Source organism: Patulibacter brassicae (genome assembly GCF_033949425.1).
GTDB lineage: Bacteria > Actinomycetota > Thermoleophilia > Solirubrobacterales > Solirubrobacteraceae > Patulibacter > Patulibacter brassicae.
Genome location: NZ_JAXAVX010000008.1, coordinates 52,105 through 69,066, shown reverse-complemented (window position 1 = coordinate 69,066; position 16,962 = coordinate 52,105). Strand labels below are relative to the sequence as shown.

17 protein-coding genes and 5 tRNA genes are annotated in these 16,962 nt (G+C 75.8%); 11 read left to right on the top strand and 11 right to left on the bottom strand.

The genetic code is table 11. The features are described 5' to 3' along the window. Positions 1–22: 22 nt before the first annotated feature. On the top strand, positions 23–976 hold the full coding sequence (locus SK069_RS14415; RefSeq protein ID WP_319954945.1) for a hypothetical protein: 954 nt from the start codon (positions 23–25) through the stop codon (positions 974–976). A 168-nt stretch (positions 977–1,144) separates the two neighbouring features. On the opposite strand, the gene SK069_RS14410 is transcribed toward SK069_RS14415, so the two are convergent. Next, positions 1,145–1,897, bottom strand: a complete 753-nt coding sequence (locus SK069_RS14410) for an SDR family oxidoreductase (protein WP_319954944.1) — start codon at positions 1,895–1,897, stop codon at positions 1,145–1,147. Positions 1,898–1,957: 60 nt separating this feature from the next. On the opposite strand from SK069_RS14410, the gene SK069_RS14405 reads away from it, so the two are divergent. Together SK069_RS14405 and SK069_RS14400 are read left to right on the top strand one after the other, a co-directional pair. After that, a complete protein-coding gene (locus SK069_RS14405) occupies positions 1,958–3,358 on the top strand; it encodes an amidase family protein (RefSeq protein ID WP_319954943.1) in 1,401 nt (466 codons plus the stop codon). A gap of 129 nt (positions 3,359–3,487) precedes the next feature. Then, a complete protein-coding gene (locus SK069_RS14400; protein ID WP_319954942.1) occupies positions 3,488–4,288 on the top strand; it encodes an inositol monophosphatase family protein in 801 nt (266 codons plus the stop codon). Positions 4,289–4,517: 229 nt separating this feature from the next. Here the strand turns inward: SK069_RS14400 and SK069_RS14395 are convergent. Beyond that, a tRNA-Leu gene (locus SK069_RS14395) sits at positions 4,518–4,600 on the bottom strand. 142 nt (positions 4,601–4,742) lie between these two features. After that, on the bottom strand, positions 4,743–5,243 hold the full coding sequence (locus tag SK069_RS14390; RefSeq protein WP_319954941.1) for a hypothetical protein: 501 nt from the start codon (positions 5,241–5,243) through the stop codon (positions 4,743–4,745). Between the two features lie 66 nt (positions 5,244–5,309). Here SK069_RS14390 and SK069_RS14385 point away from each other — a divergent pair. Next, a tRNA-Leu gene (locus SK069_RS14385) sits at positions 5,310–5,392 on the top strand. Positions 5,393–5,471: 79 nt separating this feature from the next. Here the strand turns inward: SK069_RS14385 and SK069_RS14380 are convergent. The 7 genes from SK069_RS14380 to pheA form a co-directional block, all read right to left on the bottom strand. Then, entirely contained in the window at positions 5,472–6,176 is a 705-nt protein-coding gene (locus SK069_RS14380; RefSeq protein WP_319954940.1) for a hypothetical protein, read from the bottom strand. A 181-nt stretch (positions 6,177–6,357) separates the two neighbouring features. After that, the gene (locus SK069_RS14375) at positions 6,358–6,522 is read right to left on the bottom strand and encodes a hypothetical protein (RefSeq protein WP_319954939.1); all 165 of its coding nucleotides are present in this window, start codon (positions 6,520–6,522) and stop codon (positions 6,358–6,360) included. A 194-nt stretch (positions 6,523–6,716) separates the two neighbouring features. After that, positions 6,717–6,923, bottom strand: a complete 207-nt coding sequence (locus tag SK069_RS14370; protein WP_319954938.1) for a cold-shock protein — start codon at positions 6,921–6,923, stop codon at positions 6,717–6,719. A gap of 251 nt (positions 6,924–7,174) precedes the next feature. After that, a tRNA-Trp gene (locus SK069_RS14365) sits at positions 7,175–7,245 on the bottom strand. Between the two features lie 113 nt (positions 7,246–7,358). After that, entirely contained in the window at positions 7,359–7,817 is a 459-nt protein-coding gene (locus SK069_RS14360) for a hypothetical protein (RefSeq protein WP_319954937.1), read from the bottom strand. A gap of 9 nt (positions 7,818–7,826) precedes the next feature. Further along, entirely contained in the window at positions 7,827–8,831 is a 1,005-nt protein-coding gene (locus SK069_RS14355; RefSeq protein ID WP_319954936.1) for a prephenate dehydrogenase, read from the bottom strand. Then, complete coding sequence (gene pheA, locus SK069_RS14350) at positions 8,828–9,742, bottom strand: prephenate dehydratase (protein ID WP_319954935.1); 915 nt, start codon at positions 9,740–9,742, stop codon at positions 8,828–8,830. Before pheA ends, SK069_RS14355 begins: the two co-directional genes overlap by 4 nt. Before the next feature lie 262 nt (positions 9,743–10,004). Between pheA and SK069_RS14345 the strand changes: the two genes are divergently transcribed. Beyond that, a tRNA-Gly gene (locus SK069_RS14345) sits at positions 10,005–10,075 on the top strand. A gap of 291 nt (positions 10,076–10,366) precedes the next feature. Here SK069_RS14345 and SK069_RS14340 read toward each other — a convergent pair. After that, a complete protein-coding gene (locus tag SK069_RS14340; protein ID WP_319954934.1) occupies positions 10,367–11,044 on the bottom strand; it encodes a zinc metallopeptidase in 678 nt (225 codons plus the stop codon). Positions 11,045–11,372: 328 nt separating this feature from the next. On the opposite strand from SK069_RS14340, the gene SK069_RS14335 reads away from it, so the two are divergent. The 6 genes from SK069_RS14335 to SK069_RS14310 all read left to right on the top strand — a co-directional run bounded on the left by SK069_RS14335 (position 11,373) and on the right by SK069_RS14310 (position 16,852). After that, positions 11,373–11,446 (top strand) — tRNA-Pro (locus tag SK069_RS14335). A 128-nt stretch (positions 11,447–11,574) separates the two neighbouring features. Further along, positions 11,575–12,006 (top strand): SRPBCC family protein, encoded by a 432-nt coding sequence (locus tag SK069_RS14330; protein WP_319954933.1) that lies wholly within the window; start codon positions 11,575–11,577, stop codon positions 12,004–12,006. Between the two features lie 118 nt (positions 12,007–12,124). Next, positions 12,125–13,594: an amidase gene (locus SK069_RS14325; protein ID WP_319954932.1), complete on the top strand. Its 1,470-nt coding sequence runs from the start codon at positions 12,125–12,127 to the stop codon at positions 13,592–13,594. Positions 13,595–13,752: 158 nt separating this feature from the next. Further along, a complete protein-coding gene (locus tag SK069_RS14320) occupies positions 13,753–15,081 on the top strand; it encodes a DUF1800 domain-containing protein (RefSeq protein ID WP_319954931.1) in 1,329 nt (442 codons plus the stop codon). After that, positions 15,081–16,472: a DUF1501 domain-containing protein gene (locus SK069_RS14315; protein ID WP_319954930.1), complete on the top strand. Its 1,392-nt coding sequence runs from the start codon at positions 15,081–15,083 to the stop codon at positions 16,470–16,472. Before SK069_RS14320 ends, SK069_RS14315 begins: the two co-directional genes overlap by 1 nt. Next, the gene (locus SK069_RS14310; RefSeq protein ID WP_319954929.1) at positions 16,469–16,852 is read left to right on the top strand and encodes a hypothetical protein; all 384 of its coding nucleotides are present in this window, start codon (positions 16,469–16,471) and stop codon (positions 16,850–16,852) included. The genes SK069_RS14315 and SK069_RS14310 overlap by 4 nt, the downstream gene beginning before the upstream one ends. Positions 16,853–16,962: the final 110 nt, after the last annotated feature.

Here is a 16,962-nt window from a genome sequence, read left to right as displayed (position 1 = left end):
CGGGGGAGTATAGGAGGGGTCGATGCTCGTTCGTCCTCACCGCGGCAACACCGTCGGCGCCGCCGCCGTCGTGCTCGCGGCGTTCGTCGTCGAGGTCGAGCTGCGTCTGGATCTGACGACCGCCGCCCGCCTCGGGCTGACGGCGACGCTCGCCCTCCTCACGGGCGTCCTGGCCTGGGGATCGCCGCGCGAGGCCCCCCGCCTGCGCGCCTACCAGGAGGTCCTCCACGCGCTCAGCGGCCTGGCGCTCGTGGCCGCCACGGCGCACCTGACGCTGCTCGTCGCGCCGGACGCCGAGGCGGCGCCCGTCGTCGCGGTCGCCGCCGCCGCGGGCGTGCCGTGGGTGAGCCTCGCGGTCGCGCGCGGGTCGGTGCTCTCGCTGCTGGTCCGCGCGGTCCTCGTGGCCGTGACGCTCGCCGGCGCGGCCATCGCGGTCTCCGCGCCGGACGCGCCGCTGGACGTCCTGCGCTGGGCGCTGCTGGCGATGGCGCTCGGGCTCGTCCCGGCGATCCTCGTGCGCCTGGACCACCGCTACCGCGAGGCGGTCGTGCTGGCCGACGTGCTCGCCGCGGTGGCGATCGCGCTCGGCGCGAGCTTCCTGCTGCCGACGGTCGCCGCGCTGCGCGACCCGCTCGGCCTGCCCGCCGAGCCGGGCGGCGCGGCGTGGGGGTGGGAGGCGCTGCTGCTGAGCCTCGGGTTCGTGCTCGTGGGGCTCTCCTCGGCGGTCCGCGAGCAGGGACCGGGCTGGCTCGGCGCGATCGCGCTGCTCGTGGCGCTCGCGGTCGTCGCCGACGGCGGCGACGGCCTGCTCGGCTGGCCGGCCCTGCTGCTCGGCGTCGGGCTGCTGCTGCTCGTCGTCGGCCTGCGGCCGGTGCGCCACCCCGTCCGCGACCCGGACGCGGTCACCGGGCGCCCGGAGGCCGAGCCGGTCCCGCTGCGGCGGCCGGTCCTGCTGCCGCCGCCCGAGGACCGCTGAGCCGCCCGGCGACCGACCCCCGGGCCGCTCCGACCCGTGGGCCGTCGGACGACGCCGGGGCCCCGACCCCCGGCGGCCGGTCGAACGATCGGGCATCCCGGTGCCCGGGACCGCCACAGCGTCCGAGCGCGACGCGCGGATGCGGGCCGCGGCCGGCGAGGCGCCGGGTCAAGCGTCGTCGCGCCGGTGGATGTCGCGCGCCGTCGCCTGGTCGCGCGGGCGCAGCACGATCCGGTCGAGGCTCACGTGCGCCGGGCGCGTCACGGCGAAGGCGATGACGTCGGCGACGTCGTCGGCCTCCAGCGGCGTCATGCCACGGTAGACCTCGGCGGCGCGGTCCTCGTCGCCGTCGAAGCGCACGACGGAGAACTCCGTCTCCACCGCGCCCGGGTCGATCTCGATCACGCGCACCGGGCGGCCGAGCAGCTCGAGCCGCAGCGTCCGGTTCAGGGCGTCGACGGCGTGCTTCGTGCCGGTGTAGCCGGCGCCGCCGGGGTAGGTCTCGAACGCCGAGATCGAGCCGACGTTCACGATCCGCCCGTCGCCGGAGGCCTCCAGCGCCGGCAGCAGCGCCTGCGTCACGCGCGCCAGCCCGAGGACGTTCACCTCGTACATCGCCCGCCAGCGCTCGAGGTCGGCGTCGGCGATCGGCTCCAGGCCGCTCGCGCCGCCGGCGTTGTTCACGAGCACCGCGCACGGCCCGACCGACGCCGCGAAGGCGGCCACCGAGGCCTCGTCGGTGACGTCGAGCGCGTGGGCACGGCCGCCGATCTCGTCGGCGATCGCCGCGATCCGGTCGGTCCGCCGCGCGCCGAGCACGACGTCGAAGCCGTCGGCGGCCAGGCGCCGGGCCGTGGCGGCGCCGATGCCGCTGGAGGCGCCGGTGACGACGGCGACGGGGCGGGGCGCGTCCTGGCTCATCGCCCGGTTCTACCAGCGCGCCGGCGGGGTCCCGTCGCGGCTGGGGTAGCGTGGCCGCCGATGAGTACCGACGAGCTGTTGTGGTCCGGCGCCAGCGCCCAGGCGGCGGCGCTGCGCGAGGGGTCGGTGACCGCGCCCGAGCTGCTGGAGGCGGTGCTCGCGCGGCTGGAGGCCGTCGAGCCCCAGCTCAACGCCTTCCGCCGCGTCGACGCCGAGGGGGCGCGGGCGGCGGCCCGCGCCGCGCAGGAGCGCCTGGACGCCGGCGAGCGCACGCCGCTGCTCGGCGTGCCGGTCGCGGTGAAGGACGACGCGGACGTCGCCGGGGACCCGACCGGCTTCGGCGGCCGGGCGCAGTTCCCGCCGCCGGCCGCCGACGCGGCGTTCATCGCCCGGCTGCGCGAGGCGGGTGCGGTGCTCGTGGGGCGCACGAACGTCCCGGAGCGCTGCATCTGGCCGTTCACCGAGACGCTGACGCGCGGCGCCACGCGCAACCCGTGGTCGCTGGACCACACGCCCGGCGGCTCGTCGGGCGGCAGCGGCGCGGCGGTCGCGGCGGGCGTCGTGGGCCTGGCGACCGCCTCCGACGGCGGTGGGTCGATCCGGATCCCGGCCGCGTTCTGCGGGCTGCTCGGGCACAAGCCCACGCGCGACCTCGTCCCGCTGGACCCGGTCGAGGAGGTCTGGAACGGCCTGAGCGTCTACGGCGCGCTGTCACCGACGGTCGCCGACACCGCCGCGTTCCTCGACGTCTGCGCCCGCGACGGCGACCCGGCCGAGGGACCGCCCGCGGGCTCCTACCGCGCCGCGGTCGCCGCGGATCCGGCGCCGCTGCGGATCGCGCTGGCGTGGCGGGGCCCGGCCGGCCCGTCGCCGATCGAGCGCCGCCGCCGCGCGGCGGTCGCGCAGACCGCCGAGCGCCTGCGTTCGCTGGGCCACGAGGTCGTCGAGCGCGAGCTCCCGATCCCGCCCGCGGCGGTGCCGGCGTTCCTCGTCCGGTTCCTGCGTGGCGCGGCCGACGACATCGCGACGCTCCCGCACCCGGAGTGGCTCGACCGCCGCAGCCGCGGCATGTGGCGGATGGGTCGCGCGATCCCCGACGGGGTGCTCGAGCGGGCGACGGCCCTCCACGCGCGGGTCGCGCGCGACCTGCTCGCGTTCTTCGACGACGTCGACGTCGTGCTGCAGCCCTCGCTCGTCGGGCGGCCGTGGCGGATCGGCGCGTTCCAGCGCCGTGGCGGCCTGACGACGACCCTCGCGGTCGCGCTCCGGTTGCCGACGCTGCCGGTCTGGAACGCGCTCGGCTACCCGGCCACGAGCGTGCCGGTCGGCCTCGACGACGAGCGGCTGCCGATGGCCGTGCAGCTCGTCGCGCCCCCGGGCGAGGACCGCCGGCTGCTGGCGCTCGCCGCCCAGCTCGAGCGCCAGGACCCGTGGTCGGCTCGCCGGCCGACCGCGGTCTGAGGCGGGTCCGGCGCGCCAGCGGGTCGCCGCGTCGTCGATGACCGGCGGACCCGCGCGAAGCGTCCGATCGGGCGACGCGGTCACGTGCTGGCGACCGGCCCGGCCGCCGTCCTTGCCACGATGCAGGGGATGAGCACGCCGGCCGCCGCCGACCACGACCTCGACGAGCTGCTGGACGTCGCGCTCGACGCCGCCCGCGCCGGAGCGGCCGAGCTGCTCGCCCGCGCGGGCGACATCGGCGCGCTGCGGATCGCCACGAAGACGACGGCGACCGACCCCGTCAGCGAGGCCGACCTCGCGAGCGAGCGGGCGATCCGGGCGGTGCTCGCCGAGCAGGTCCCCGACGACGGGATCGTGGGGGAGGAGGGCGACGATGTCCTGGGCACCACCGGTCGTCGCTGGATCGTCGACCCGCTCGACGGCACGGTGAACTTCCTCTACGGCGTGCCGCAGTGGTGCGTGAGCGTCGCCTGCGAGGGCCTCGTCGGCGTCGTGCTGGACCCGCTGCGCGGCGAGACGTTCGCCGCGACGGCCGACGGCCGCGCGACGCTCGACGGCGTGCCGCTGGTCCCGCGGGACCCGTCGGTGGAGCTCGGCCACGCGCTCGTGCTCACCGGGTTCGGCTACGACGCCGAGGTCCGCCGCGCGCAGGCGACGATCGCCGCCCGCGTGCTGCCGCGCGTGCGCGACCTGCGCCGCGCCGGGGCCGCCGCGCTGGACCTCGCGTGGGTCGCCGCCGGCCGCGGCGACGCGTTCTTCGAGTACGGCGTGAAGGCCTGGGACACGGCGGCGGGCGAGGTGCTCGCGAAGGCCGTCGGCCTGGAGGTCGTCCGCCTGGAGCCGTTCGGCCCGCTGCAGCCCGGGATCCTCGTCGGCCCGTCGGGCCTCGTGACGGAGCTGCGGGAGCTCGTCACCGAGCCGCCGGCCTGATCCGAACTCCTGACGTTTGGCGGCGTCGAGGCCCGACCGGATCCGGGCAGCGCTGGACTCCACCGATCGGCGCAGCCTCGGGGTCGAGGACCACGACGGTGCCCGGGCCGGAGGTGACGACGATCGGGAACCATCGGATCCCGTAGCGCCGGCGCCGGTCGGGGCGCCGGTCGGCCCAGCTGGCCCCGTGGCCCGGCGGCGGTCCCGCGCCGCCCGTCGCGGCGGGGAGTACCCGGAGTGGGATTCGAACCCACACGCCCTCGCGGGCAGCGGATTTTGAGTCCGCCGTGTCTACCGTTCCACCATCCGGGCAGGATGGCCGGGCCGGGGCCCGGCGAGGGATCCTAGGGCCTCTCCCGGGAGAGAGGCCCCTAGAACGCGAACCGGCCCACGCGGGGCCGGGGTGCTGCCGGGCGCGACCGCTCGGCGGTCGCGCGGGACGGCGGGGCGCCGGTCAGGCGGGCAGCGGCTGGCCGTTGCCCGGGTTCGAGCGCACGCCGTCGTCGCCGGCACCGACCTCGTGCTCGACCTCGGTCTGCCAGTTCTGCGAGAAGCCGATGATCGACACGACGATCACGACGATCTGGGCGAGGAGGATGAGGATCGTCACGAAGCCGAGGTCCGCGGAGAGCGACGCCTCCTTGAACCCGCGCTGATCACGGGCGTACCAGCCGTCGATCGACACGAGCGCGAAGATCCCGATGAACGTCGCGAGGCCCGCGGCCATCGGCAGCACGCCGCGGCTCCAGCGCAGGACCTGCACGATGAAGATGACGTTCACGGCCATGAACACGACCTGGATGGACTTCGCGTCCTGCAGCAGGTCCCAGCCCTTGACCGTCACGATGCCGATGAGGATCGTCGACACGAGGAGCGCCGCGACGACGAGCACGCGGGTGAGCTTGCTCGAGCTCTTCTCGCGATTCGGCCATTCGATGATCGTCTGCGGCGGCATGGCGAGGGCGAGCCTACACTTCCTGGCGGCGCCGTCGCAGGCGGATTCGCTGGATGGCGCGCCGCCGCGGGCGTGGTGGAATCGGTAGACACGCTGGCCTTAGGAGCCGGTGGCCCTGAGCCGTGCGGGTTCGAGTCCCGCCGCCCGCATGCCCGGGAGCCCGTCCGCGCGGGTCCCGCACCGGACGCATGGACCGGACATGGTGACCGGACGGCGTGCCCCAACCGGCTAGAAGTAGTGGCTCGCGACGGCCACCTCGATCCAGGCCGAGGCCAGGACGACGGGCACGCCGATGATGGCGCAGGCGACGGTCGCCGCCAGCAGGTCGTGCGCGCGGTCCTCGCGCTGCAGCCACAGCGCCGCGGCCAGCGGCAGGAAGACCGCGATGAGCTCGGGGACCGCGTGGGGCAGGAGCCGCAGCAGGACGGCGTCCGGCGACATCCCGAGCACCGAGGAGGCGTCGGCGAGCGCGTGGCCGAGGATGTAGGCCTGCTGGCCGATCGAGTAGAGCGTCAGGCCGGCGACGACGATCAGCGCCGGACCCGCGGCGTGGTGGTGCACCGCGCGGTTCATCCCCGACATCTCCTCCGCCTGCAGCGGCAGCGACCGCCGCGCGAGGTACGTCGCCAGGCAGACCATGAGGTGCAGCAGCAGCACGGTGAGGTTGCGGCCCGACACGAACGTCATGTCCGCGAACCGGGTGCGTGGGTCGGCGGCGATGAGCTGCCCGCCCCGGCTCGGGTCGGCGTGGGCGACGTTGCCGATGACGAGCGTCGCGACGAGCAGGATCGCGGCGATCAGCGCGCTGATCGCGACCCAGGGCGCGAGCTGCCGCGGGTGGGAGAGCCAGTTCCGCAGCGCAGCCCCGGTCTCCTGCCGGGCGGCCCGGTAGGCGACCTCCCGCGCCGCGCTGACCTCGTCGCGCGACGCCATCGGGCCGATGGTAGGGCAGCGACCCCGACGGCGTGACGGGCCTGGACGCTCGGCGTCCCGGAGCGTTCCGGCCGGCACCGGGACACGGCGCAGCGCGGCGGTCCGGTCCGGGAACGCGAACGCCCCGGCGGTGCCGGGGCGCTCGGACGATGCGGTGACCGGGGACGGCCCGGTCGGGCGTTCAGACGCCGGAGTCCTCGGTGTCCATCGGGACGGGCTCGGCGGGGGCGCCGGCGTGCAGGCGACGCGCTTCCTTGCGCTGGGCCTTCTCGATGCGGCGCTCGCGCAGCTTCTGCTCGCGGTTGAGCTTGGCGAACGTCGTCTTCTTCTTGCGATTCGATCCCATGGGATCTCCTCCTCTGGTGGTGCGCGTCCCTGGCGGCCGACGCGTCACCGGACGGGTGACCGTTGGTCCGCCGCAGCAGGGCTCGGCAGGTCGCCACCCCTCGACCGCGCCCGTGAGGGCGCAGGAGCGGTGGCCGGGCTCGGCGGCGGCGCGGACGCGCCGTCCGCCGCCGAGGTCCTACGTCCGGGTCGGGCTCAGCCGACGACGACGACGTTCGCCGCGGACGGGCCCTTCGGACCCTCCTCGGCGTCGTAGCTCACCGTCGCGCCCTCGGCGAGGGTCTTGAAGCCGGAGCCCTGGATCGCGCTGTGATGCACGAACAGGTCCTTGCCCGGCTCGCTCGGGGTGATGAACCCGAAGCCCTTCTCGTCGCTGAACCACTTCACGGTTCCGGTCGCCATACGACCACTCCTTCGGCGTTTGTGCGGGCGTAACGCTGAGGGTGCTCAGGGCAACAACTGCAAGACGCGGCACTGCTTGGACGGTCGAGCGGACGCCCGACCTGCCACCGAGCATACGGCACGCGCGCCCGGACCCCGTGAGCGGGCGCACGGGACGCCCGCCGACGCCGTTCCCGGGGCAGCGCGCGCCGCAGGACCGGCCCGGCGGTCCGGGAACGCGAACGCCCCGGCGGGGCCGGGGCGTCGAGAGGCGGGGGATCGAGGAATCGAACCTCGCGTTGCGGTTTTGGAGACCGCCGTGTTACCGATACACCAATCCCCCAGGGGAGCGGCCATGATAGCCACCCCTCGCGGGCCGCGGCGGCCGGTCGTCCCGGCCGCCGGAGCGCGAGGGCGCGGGGGACGCGGGGCGCCCGGACCGCGTCCTCGAGGGGCCTAGCGCGGCAGCTCGCAGGTGCGGGCGTCGTCGCTGCCGCTGACGGTGATGACGAACCGCGTCGCGCTGCCGAGCTGATCGGCGTAGGCGCCCTGGCGAGCGGCGTCGCACCAGAGCTCGGCGATGCCGGAGTCCGGGGCGGTCGCGCGAGCGCCGTCGCCCTCGACGGTGATCTTCGGCTGCTCGCCCTCGGTCGTGGGCTGCGGCGTGGCGGTCGTCGGCACCGGCGTGCCCCCGCTCTGGCTCGGCGGGTCGGCCTGCGCGGTGACGGTCGCGATCGTCGGGGTGGGCGAGGTCGCCGTGGGCGTCGTCGCGCCGCCGGAGCTCGTGGCGCTCGTCGTGGCGGAGGACGCGGGCTCGTCGTCGTCGGAGCCGCAGCCGGTGAGCGCGGCGGCACCGGTCAGCGCGACGACGGCGGCCAGGGCGATCGCGGGGCGGGGTCGTGCGGTCGGACGCATGCCCCCGGTCTATCGCGTCGCGGGGACGGTGCGCTCCACGCGCAACCGGTCGCCCACGATCCGCGGCCAGCGCACGGCGACGCCGGCGCGGCCGAGGTCCAGCAGCGCCGGCCAGCGCGCGTCGAGCTCCGCGGGCTGCCACGCCAGCGGCTGCCAGCGGGCGGCCTGGATCGCGTCCTGCGCGGCGACGCCGGCGTTCCACAGCGCGTGCAGGCGGTCGCGGTCACCGGCGCGCAGCGCGTCGGCGGCGGCGCGCAGGTGCTCGGCGGTCGCGTCGAGGATCTCGGCGGTCGGCACGGCGTTCGCGTGCAGCACCTCGCCCCAGAGCCCGACGGGCGCACCGGCGACGCGCGTGACGTCGCGCAGCGCCCCGCCCGACAGCGCGGTGGCCAGCGGTCCGCCGGCCGGCGGCTCGGCGGCGATCCGCGCGCTGGCGCCGGCGACGAGGTGGGGCGCGTGGCTCGACGCGGCCAGCGCGTCGTCGTGCTCGTCGGCCTCGCAGGCGAGCAGGCGCGCGTCGAGCGCCTCGAGCACCGGCGCGACGGTCACCAGGGGCTCGAGGGGGCGATCGCCGTCGACGGGCGGCGGGCAGATCGCCCACGGCGCGCCGCGCAGCAGCCCCGGGTCGGCGGCGTCGTGCCCGCCGCGCTCCGCGCCGGCCAGCGGATGCCCGGGCAGGAACCGGGCGGCGTCGGGCCCGGCCCGGCGCGCGACCTCGTCGACGACCGGCAGCTTCACCGACGCGGCGTCGAGCACCACGACGTCCGGCGACGCCGCCAGCGCCGCGGCGACGACCGCCGCCGTGGCGTGAGGCGGCACGCAGACGACGAGCACGTCGACCTGACGGGCGGTCGCCTCCGGTGAGCCGTCGGCCGGGACGCCGTGACCCTCGCACCACGTGCGCGGGTCGGGCCAGACGTCGCAGCCGCGGACCGCGAGCCCGGCGTCGCGCAGCCCGAGCAGCAGCGAGCCGCCGATGAGGCCCAGGCCGCAGACCCCGACGCGGGGGCTCACGAGGCGGCCTGCTCGTCGGTCCGAGCGAGCATCTCGTCCAGCCGGCTGCCGATCGCGTCCGGATCGACGGCCGGGGCGGGGCGGGGGCGCCCGGCGTCCTCGGGGTAGCTGCCGAGGAACCGCACGCCGACCGACGCGCGCAGGAGCGCCCGGGCGGCGTCGCGCATCTGCGGCTCGCGCAGGTGGCCCTGGGCCTCGACGAGGAAGACGTACTCGCCGAGCAGCTCCTTCGTCGGGCGCGACTTGATGGCGGTGAGGTTGATCCCGCGCGCCGCGAACTCCTGGAGGAACCCGGCGAGGCTGCCGGGCCGGTCCGAGGCGGGGTCCAGGACGAACATCGAGCGGTCGCGGCCCGTGGGGGCGGGCGAGCGGCGTCCGAGTCGCAGGAAGCGGGTGGCGGCCCGCTCGTCGTCGCGCAGGCCGTGCGCGGCGGCCACGAGGCCGAACTGCTCGCCGGCGTCGGCCCCCGCCAGCGCGCCCCACCCGGGCTGCGCGGCCTCGGCGACCTCCCGGCAGGCGACGGCGTTCGAGCTGGCCGCGCGGGTCTCCAGGCCGTGCTCGCGGATGAACCGGCCGCACTGCGCCAGGCCGACGGCGTGGGAGGCGACGCCCCGCAGCGGGGTCTCGTCGCCGGGCAGGCGCCAGAGCGTGAAGGCGATCTCCAGCACGCGCTCGGCGGTGATGACGACGTCCTCGCCGGTGGCGATGAGCAGGTCGACGTTCGCCGCGACGGGCCCGTCGAGGCTGTTCTCGAACGCCACGACGGCGCTGTCGGCGCGGCCGTCGGCGAGGGTGGCGATGACCTCCTCGGCCCGGTCCAGCGGCAGGAGCTCCTCGCCCGCGTGGGCGAGGTCGAGGGCCGCGCGGTGGGTGAACGTCCCGGCGGGTCCGAGGTAGGCCAGGCGCGGCATGGCGTCGCATGATCGCCGATCGCGGGGTGAGCGGGTGCGGTTGGCGTGGCGACGCTGCTCGTCCGGCGCGCGCCGCTCCGGCGACGCGGGGGAGGCCGCGACGCGGTGCGCACCCCCGAGACGCGGTGCGCGCCCGCCGGCCGCCCGTCGGTTCTCGGGCGGTCGCCCTGCCCTGATCCGCCGAGGTGCTCGCGCGGGACGTGCCGTGCGTGTCGGCCACGCGGCGTGGGACGGCGTGCGGCGCCTAGACTGGTCGGGCACCGCGGGCGAAGTGTTGTGGTTGCACAGGAGCCTTCCAAGCTCTTAGGGCGGGTTCGATTCCCGTCGCCCGCTCCTGGAACGCACGAGGGCCGCGACGGATGTCGCGGCCCTCGCGCGTTGGGAGCACCGGTGGTGGGTGGGTGGTACGACCGGGCTCGCAGGACCGGCCGTTGCGCGCCGGTCCGCCGCCGTCCTCTGAGGCATCCCCCCGGATCTCCGGGTCGGCGGACGTGGGGAGCCGAGTCGGGTCGCGGCGACGATGCGCCGCGGTGCCGCCCGGCGAGGTGGGTGGCCGCCCCGCCCGGCCGCTCGCGGTGCGCGGCGGCCAGGCGGGGCGGCGGTCTTGGCGGTTCGATGTCCATGTCAGTCGTTCTGGGTCGAGAGGACGAGGAAGAGCAGCTGGCTGATCGCGGCCAGGGCGCCGACCACGTAGGTCGAGGCGGCGGCGGTCAGGACGCGGCGGCTGCCGGCGGCCTCCGTGCCGCCGACGAGTCCCAGCTGGCGGAGCTGGACGCCGGCCCGCCGCGACGCGTCGAACTCGACGGGCAGCGTCACGACGTGGAACAGCACCGCGATCGCGTAGAGGCCCATCGCCAGCCACACGAGGCCCGCCTGCTGGAGCAGGAAGCCGCCGATGAGCAGGACGATCCAGAAGCTCGACGCGAACGCGACGGCCGGGAACATCGCCGTGCGGAACGCCAGCGGCGCGTAGGCCTGCTGGTGCTGCAGGGCGTGCCCGACCTCGTGCGCGGCGACCGCGGCGGCCGTGACGGAGCGCTGCCCGTAGACGGGCTCCGACAGCGCGACGGTGCGCGTGCGCGGGTCGTAGTGGTCGGTGAGGGCACCGTTGGTGGGGACGACCCGGACGTCGGTCGCGCCGTTGGCGGCGAGGATCCGCTCCGCGATCTCCGCACCGGTGAGGTGCGTCGTGGTGGGCTGCTGCGAGTAGCGCGCCACCGTCTTGCGCAGCCAGTTCTGGGCCAGCAGACCCAGGATCAGCGGCGGGACGGCGAACAGCGCGTAGAGGAGGAGGTCGTTCATCGTGTGCTCCGAACCCTGTGGATCCGGTGATGGAGATGAAAGCGCCCCTTCCTGAGCCGAAGGCCGTCGTTCTCTGAGCGACGCGTAAGAGTTGCTCGTCGCGAGATAAAGCGGTCGCGGGGGTGCGGCGGCTGGTGCGGGCCCGCGGGTCGGCTTGCTCGCCCTGAGCGGGGAGAACACGACCAGGACCGAACCGCGGGGGCCGCGTTCGCTTGCTGGTCGTCTTCGCCGCCCCGACGGTGGAGAACACGACCAGCGCGCTCCGCTGACGCGCGGCGTCGCCCGACCCGCAGCCCGACGGCCGCTGCGCTACCCTTCTGCACCGCGCCGGGGAGTGGCGCAGTCTGGTAGCGCACCCGGCTGGGGGCCGGGCGGTCGCAGGTTCAAATCCTGTCTCCCCGATGTCACGAAGCCCTGCCGACGGCGGGGCTTCTGCGTTCCGGTGCACCACCGGAGACGGGGGTCGTCGGGCGGTCCCCGAGGACTCGCGCACCGGCGTGGACGTCGCCGCGGCGGGGTAGAGCGGACCCATGCCGAACTACACCGGGACCGTCGAGAGCCCCAAGCCGGTCGAGGAGGTCTTCCGGTACATGGCGGACTTCTCGAACACGGCCGACTGGGACCCGAACATCACCGAGGCGGCGGTGACGAGCGCCGGCGACCCCGTCGCGGTCGGCGCCACGTTCCACGTCGTGCAGGGCAGCGGGTTGACGAAGGTCGAGCTCGACTACGAGACGGTCGAGCTCGTCGACGGTCAGAAGGTCGTGCTGCGCTCCGAGACGGGCAGCCTCGTCTCGATCGACACGATCACCGTCGCGCCGAAGGGCTCTGGCTCGGAGGTGACCTACGACGTCGACATCGAGCTGAAGGGCGCGCGCAAGCTCGCCGAGCCGGTGATGGCCGTGCTGCTCAAGCGGATCGGCGACCAGGCGCGGAAGGGCCTGCAGGAGCAGCTGGCCTGAGCGGCGCACGGCGAGGTGGCGCCGAGCGCGTCGGCGGCGGACGCGTCGACGCCGGACGCGACGGCGCCGGACGCGACGGCGGTTGCCGTCCGTGGGGCGCCCGTCGATGATGGCGCCCATGGAGCTCGAGGAGTACCGCCGCCACGACGCCACGGGCCTCGCACGGCTGATCGCCGAACGGCAGGTGTCGGCGGGCGACCTGCTCGCCGCCGCGCGGGAGCGCGCGGAGGCCGTCAACCCGCGGATCAACGCGATCGTGCGGGACGTCCCCGTCGAGCCGGACGCCGAGCGCGATGGGCCGTTCGCCGGTGTGCCGTTCCTCGTGAAGGACCTCGAGCAGGACGTCGCCGGGGTGGCCGGGTCCAGCGGCTCGCGCGCGCTCGTCTCGCACGTGGCGACGGAGCACTCCACCGTCGTGCAGCGCTGGATCGACGCGGGGCTCGTGCTCTTCGGCAAGACCAACACGCCCGAGTTCGGGGCGAAGGGCATCACCGAGTCGGAGGCCTTCGGTCCGGCCCGCAACCCGTGGAACACCGACCACACGCCGGGCGGCTCGTCCGGCGGCTCGGCGGCGGCGGTCGCGGCCGGGATCGTGCCGTGCGCGGGTGCGAGCGACGGTGGCGGATCGATCCGGATCCCCGCCGGCTGCTGCGGCCTCGTGGGGCTGAAGGCCGGACGGGGACTCGTGCCGGTGGGTCCGGCCGCGGGGGAGCGCATGCACGGCGCCGCCACCCACGGCGTCGTCTCGCGCACCGTGCGCGACACCGCTGCGATGCTCGACGTCCTGCGCGGCGGCGAGCCGTCCGGGCCCTACGTGCCGGCGGTGCCCGAGGCGTCGTTCGCCTCGCTCGTGGGCCAGGATCCCGGGACGCTGCGGATCGGCGTGCGCGTGCCGTCGGCGATCACGCCCGACCCGCACCCCGAGGCCCGCGCCGCGGTCGACGGCGCGATCCGCACGCTCACGGCCCTCGGGCACGAGGTGACCGAGCTCGCGCAGGCGCCCTTCGACGACCACGCGCTCGCGAAGGAGTTCCTGCTGACGTGGTTCGTCTCCGTCGCCGCGTCGGTCGACGAGGCCAAGCGGCTCACCGGCGCCGGCGACGACGGGTTCGAGCGCGACACGCGGATCATGGCGGCGCTCGGCCGCGCCACGAGCGGCGTGGACTACGTGAACGCCGTCAACGCGCGGCACGGCCACGCGCGCCGCCTGACGACGTACTTCGAGTCCTACGACCTGCTGCTCACGCCGACGCTCGCCACCCCGCCGCCGCGGATCGGCGAGTTCGACCTGCCGGTGGCGCTCCAGCGCGCCTCCGACGTGCTGCTGCGCACGAGGACCGCGCGACTGCTGCGCCACACGCCGATCGTCGACGACATGGTCGAGAAGAACCTCGGCTGGGTGCCCTACACGCAGCTGGCGAACATCACCGGCCGTCCGGCGATCTCGCTGCCGCTGCACTGGACCGCCGCAGGCCTGCCGCTCGGCGTGCAGCTCGTCGCGCCGCTCGGCGGGGAGGGGCTGCTCATCCGCCTCGCCGCGCAGCTCGAGGAGGCTGCGCCCTGGTTCGACCGGGTCGCGCCGCTGTAGGCGGAGGCGCCGAGCGACCGCTGCACGCGTCGGCACGGCGCGACGGATGCCGGCCGGACGCGGTCCCCTGAACGCCGGATGGCCCACGAACCGCCGCCCGAACAGTCGGCCAGATCGGCCGTCGCGGCATCTGGCCTTTCGTACCGTCGACCGGCTCGATGCGTCGGTTCAGCGGTCCATTCACCGAACAGCACGCCGAGCGGTTGCTCTGGCGGGCCGGGTTCGGTCCCAAGCCGGGGGAGGCGAAGGCCCTCGCGCAGCGCGGGCTCGTCGGGGCCGTCCGGTCGCTGACGCGCGTCTCCGGTCCCGCGAGGCTCGTCGGCCCCGCGCCGACCGGCAAGGACGGGCATCCGCTGGCGCCGCGCGACGCGTGGGGCCATGACCACCTCTGGTGGCTGGACCGGATGGTGCGCTCCGACCAGCCGTTCGTGGAGCGGATGACGCTCGTCTGGCACGACTGGTTCGCCACGAGCCGCGACACCTCCGACGGGAACCTCATGCTGCGCCAGAACGCGACGCTGCGCAAGCACGCGCGCGGCAGCTTCCGGTCGCTGCTGGCCGCCGTGACGACCGACCCGGCGATGCTCCTCTGGCTCTCCGGCGCGTTCAACACGAAGTGGTCGCCGAACGAGAACTACGCGCGCGAGCTCATGGAGCTCTTCACGCTCGGCGCGGGCGCCTCGTACACCGAGCGCGACGTCCGCGAGCACGCCCGGGCGCTCACCGGCTGGCAGCGCACGAGCACCGGGTCGGGCTCGGGACGGTTCCGCTACGTCCGTGCCGCCCACGACACCGGCCGCAAGCGGATCTTCGGGCGCCGCGGGCGGTTCGACTGGCGCGACAGCCTCGACCTCTGCCTCGCGCACCCCGCCCACCGGCGGTTCGTCGTGACGAAGCTCTGGGGCGCCTTCGTCCCTGCGACCCCCGACCGCGCCACCGTCCGCTCGCTCGTCGCGCTCTACCGACCCGGCAGGCCGATCCTGCCGGTGCTCGAGGCGATCCTCATGCACCCGGCGCTCTACACGGGGCCCCGCCAGGTGAAGAGCCCGATCGTGCAGACGGCGGGCCTGCTGCGCGCAACCGGACGCGCCGTCCACGACGAGTCGCTCAGCTGGGCCGGGTCCCTCTCGGGCCAGCAGCTCTTCCGTCCCCCGAACGTCGCCGGGTGGGATGAGGACCGCTGGCTGGACACCGGGACCTGGCACGGCCGCTGGGTGACGGCGAACCTCGTCGCCAAGCCCGACGCGCTGGGGGAGGGGCCGTACCCGCACGCGCTGCCCGAGAGCCCCGCCGACGCCGTCGCCCGCGCGCTGCGCCACTGGGGCGACCCGACGATCTCGGCCACGACCCGCGCCGAGCTGGAGCGGTTCGCCGGCGAGGTCGACCGCGCCGCCACCGCCCGCTGGCAGCGCGAGCAGTACCCGCGCCTGCGCCAGAACGCCCTGCGGATGCTCATCGCCACGTCCCCGGACTTCCTCACCTGCTGATGCCCGGACCCTGCCGCTCCCACCGCCGGGCCGAGGCGGCCCGCGCGGCCGCCGGTCGCGGCTTGCCGTCGATCGAGCCCGGCCAGCCCGCGCCGGCCGGCACCGGCATGAGCCGCCGCGCGCTGCTGGCGCGCGCGTCGGGCCTGGCGCTCGCCGTCTACGGCGCCTCGCACCTGCCGCTGGCGCAGCTGGAGGACTCCGTGGCCCACGCCGCCGCCCCGGCCGCCGCGCCGGGCGGCACCGTCCTCGTCTCCGTCTTCCTCGGCGGCGGGCTCGACGGGCTCGGCCTGCTCGCGCCCGTCGGCGACCCGCAGTACCGCAAGCTGCGCTCCGGCCTGCTCATCGGCGACGAGGCCCGGCCGTTCCGCGAGGACGATCGCCTGCGCTGGCATCCCGCCGCCGAGCCCCTGCGCGAGCTGCACGAGCAGGGCGTCCTCTCGGTGCTGCCGGCCATCGGCTACGCGAACCCCGACCAAAGCCACTTCACCTCCCGCCACTACTGGGAGGTCGGGTCGCTGGACCACCGCGGCACGACCGGCTGGATGGGCCGGCTGCTGGACCGCGTCGGCGACGACGAGCACCCGCTGCAGGGCCTGTCGCTGGACGGGACGCTCTCGCCGGCGCTCGCCACGAGCCGCGTCCCGGTCGCCGCCGTCGCCGATCCGTCGGAGTACTCGTTCTGGGCGCACCAGGTCTGGGGCGACGTCGACGACCTCATGCGCGAGTCGGCCGCCCGCATCGGCCGGGCGCACGCGGCCTCCGGCGATCCGGCCATCGCGGTCGCCGGCCGGGTCGCGCAGCGATCGATGGCGCTCTACGACCAGCTCGGTCCGGTGCGACCGAAGGACGGCGAGCAGGGAGCGGCCGACGCCTCGCCGGTCCGCTACCCGACGGCGCAGGACTCGTCGTTCCCGGAGAAGCTCCGGGCGCTCGCGGCGATGCTCGGCGCCGGCCTGCCGCTGCGCTGCGTGGCGGTCGACGGTCCGGGCCAGTACGACACCCACGACCGGCAGGCGCCGACGCTGCAGCGCAACCTCGAGCTGCTGAGCCAGACGCTGCGCGCCTTCCAGGCCGACCTGACGGCGCGCGGGCTCGCCGACCGGGTCCTCGTGCACGTCTGGAGCGAGTTCGGCCGCCGTGCGCAGGCCAACGGCTCGGGCGGGACCGACCACGGTGCCGCCGGCGTCTCGCTGCTGCTCGGCTCGCGCGTGCACGGGTCGATGATCGGCGAGTTCCCCGGCCTGTCGCAGCTGGACCGCGACGGCAACCTCCGCGCCACGACCGACTTCCGCGCGCTGTACGCCTCGATCGCCGAGCAGTGGCTCGGCGTCGACGGCGCCGCGATCCTGCCCGACGCCGGCCGCGTCGGCCGCTACGCCCTGCTGCGATGACCCTCCGCCTGCCGCTCCTGCTCCTCACCGCGCTGCTCGCCGTCGCGGGCCTGACGCTCGTGCGTCCCGTCGAGGCCGCCGCGCCGTCGCGCGTCTTCATCACCGCGACCGAGCACCACCTCGGCCTGTCGCGCACGAGCGTGAAGGCCGGGACGCTCATCGTCCAGATGCGCAACCAGGGCGAGGACCTGCACGACGTGCAGCTCGTCCGGCTCTCGCGCACCGGCCGCGCCACCGGGCGCACGTACCGGATGCGGACGCTGGCGCCCGGTGAGCTCGGCGAGCTGACGCTGCGGGTCCGCGCGGGGCGCTACCGCCTGACCTGCACGATCGCCGGGCACGCGCGGATGGGGATGCGCGCGACGCTCCGCGTGCGCTGAGGCGAGCGGCGGGACGCCACCGGGAGGCGCCGTGCGCCGGCCGCCGGACGGCGATGGCACCCGGATGATCGTCGAGTCGGTGGGGAGGCCCACGGGCGAGCGCTGCGAAG

What these genes read in the sequence shown, in the direction of transcription:
- SK069_RS14415 (WP_319954945.1), top strand. Translation starts at nt 23, where the DNA reads ATGCTCGTTCGTCCTCACCGCGGCAACACCGTCGGCGCCGCCGCCGTC.
- SK069_RS14410 (WP_319954944.1), bottom strand. Translation starts at nt 1,897, where the DNA reads ATGAGCCAGGACGCGCCCCGCCCCGTCGCCGTCGTCACCGGCGCCTCC.
- SK069_RS14405 (WP_319954943.1), top strand. Translation starts at nt 1,958, where the DNA reads ATGAGTACCGACGAGCTGTTGTGGTCCGGCGCCAGCGCCCAGGCGGCG.
- SK069_RS14400 (WP_319954942.1), top strand. Translation starts at nt 3,488, where the DNA reads ATGAGCACGCCGGCCGCCGCCGACCACGACCTCGACGAGCTGCTGGAC.
- SK069_RS14390 (WP_319954941.1), bottom strand. Translation starts at nt 5,243, where the DNA reads ATGCCGCCGCAGACGATCATCGAATGGCCGAATCGCGAGAAGAGCTCG.
- SK069_RS14380 (WP_319954940.1), bottom strand. Translation starts at nt 6,176, where the DNA reads ATGGCGTCGCGCGACGAGGTCAGCGCGGCGCGGGAGGTCGCCTACCGG.
- SK069_RS14375 (WP_319954939.1), bottom strand. Translation starts at nt 6,522, where the DNA reads ATGGGATCGAATCGCAAGAAGAAGACGACGTTCGCCAAGCTCAACCGC.
- SK069_RS14370 (WP_319954938.1), bottom strand. Translation starts at nt 6,923, where the DNA reads ATGGCGACCGGAACCGTGAAGTGGTTCAGCGACGAGAAGGGCTTCGGG.
- SK069_RS14360 (WP_319954937.1), bottom strand. Translation starts at nt 7,817, where the DNA reads ATGCGTCCGACCGCACGACCCCGCCCCGCGATCGCCCTGGCCGCCGTC.
- pheA (WP_319954935.1), bottom strand. Translation starts at nt 9,742, where the DNA reads ATGCCGCGCCTGGCCTACCTCGGACCCGCCGGGACGTTCACCCACCGC.
- SK069_RS14340 (WP_319954934.1), bottom strand. Translation starts at nt 11,044, where the DNA reads ATGAACGACCTCCTCCTCTACGCGCTGTTCGCCGTCCCGCCGCTGATC.
- SK069_RS14330 (WP_319954933.1), top strand. Translation starts at nt 11,575, where the DNA reads ATGCCGAACTACACCGGGACCGTCGAGAGCCCCAAGCCGGTCGAGGAG.
- SK069_RS14325 (WP_319954932.1), top strand. Translation starts at nt 12,125, where the DNA reads ATGGAGCTCGAGGAGTACCGCCGCCACGACGCCACGGGCCTCGCACGG.
- SK069_RS14320 (WP_319954931.1), top strand. Translation starts at nt 13,753, where the DNA reads ATGCGTCGGTTCAGCGGTCCATTCACCGAACAGCACGCCGAGCGGTTG.
- SK069_RS14315 (WP_319954930.1), top strand. Translation starts at nt 15,081, where the DNA reads ATGCCCGGACCCTGCCGCTCCCACCGCCGGGCCGAGGCGGCCCGCGCG.
- SK069_RS14310 (WP_319954929.1), top strand. Translation starts at nt 16,469, where the DNA reads ATGACCCTCCGCCTGCCGCTCCTGCTCCTCACCGCGCTGCTCGCCGTC.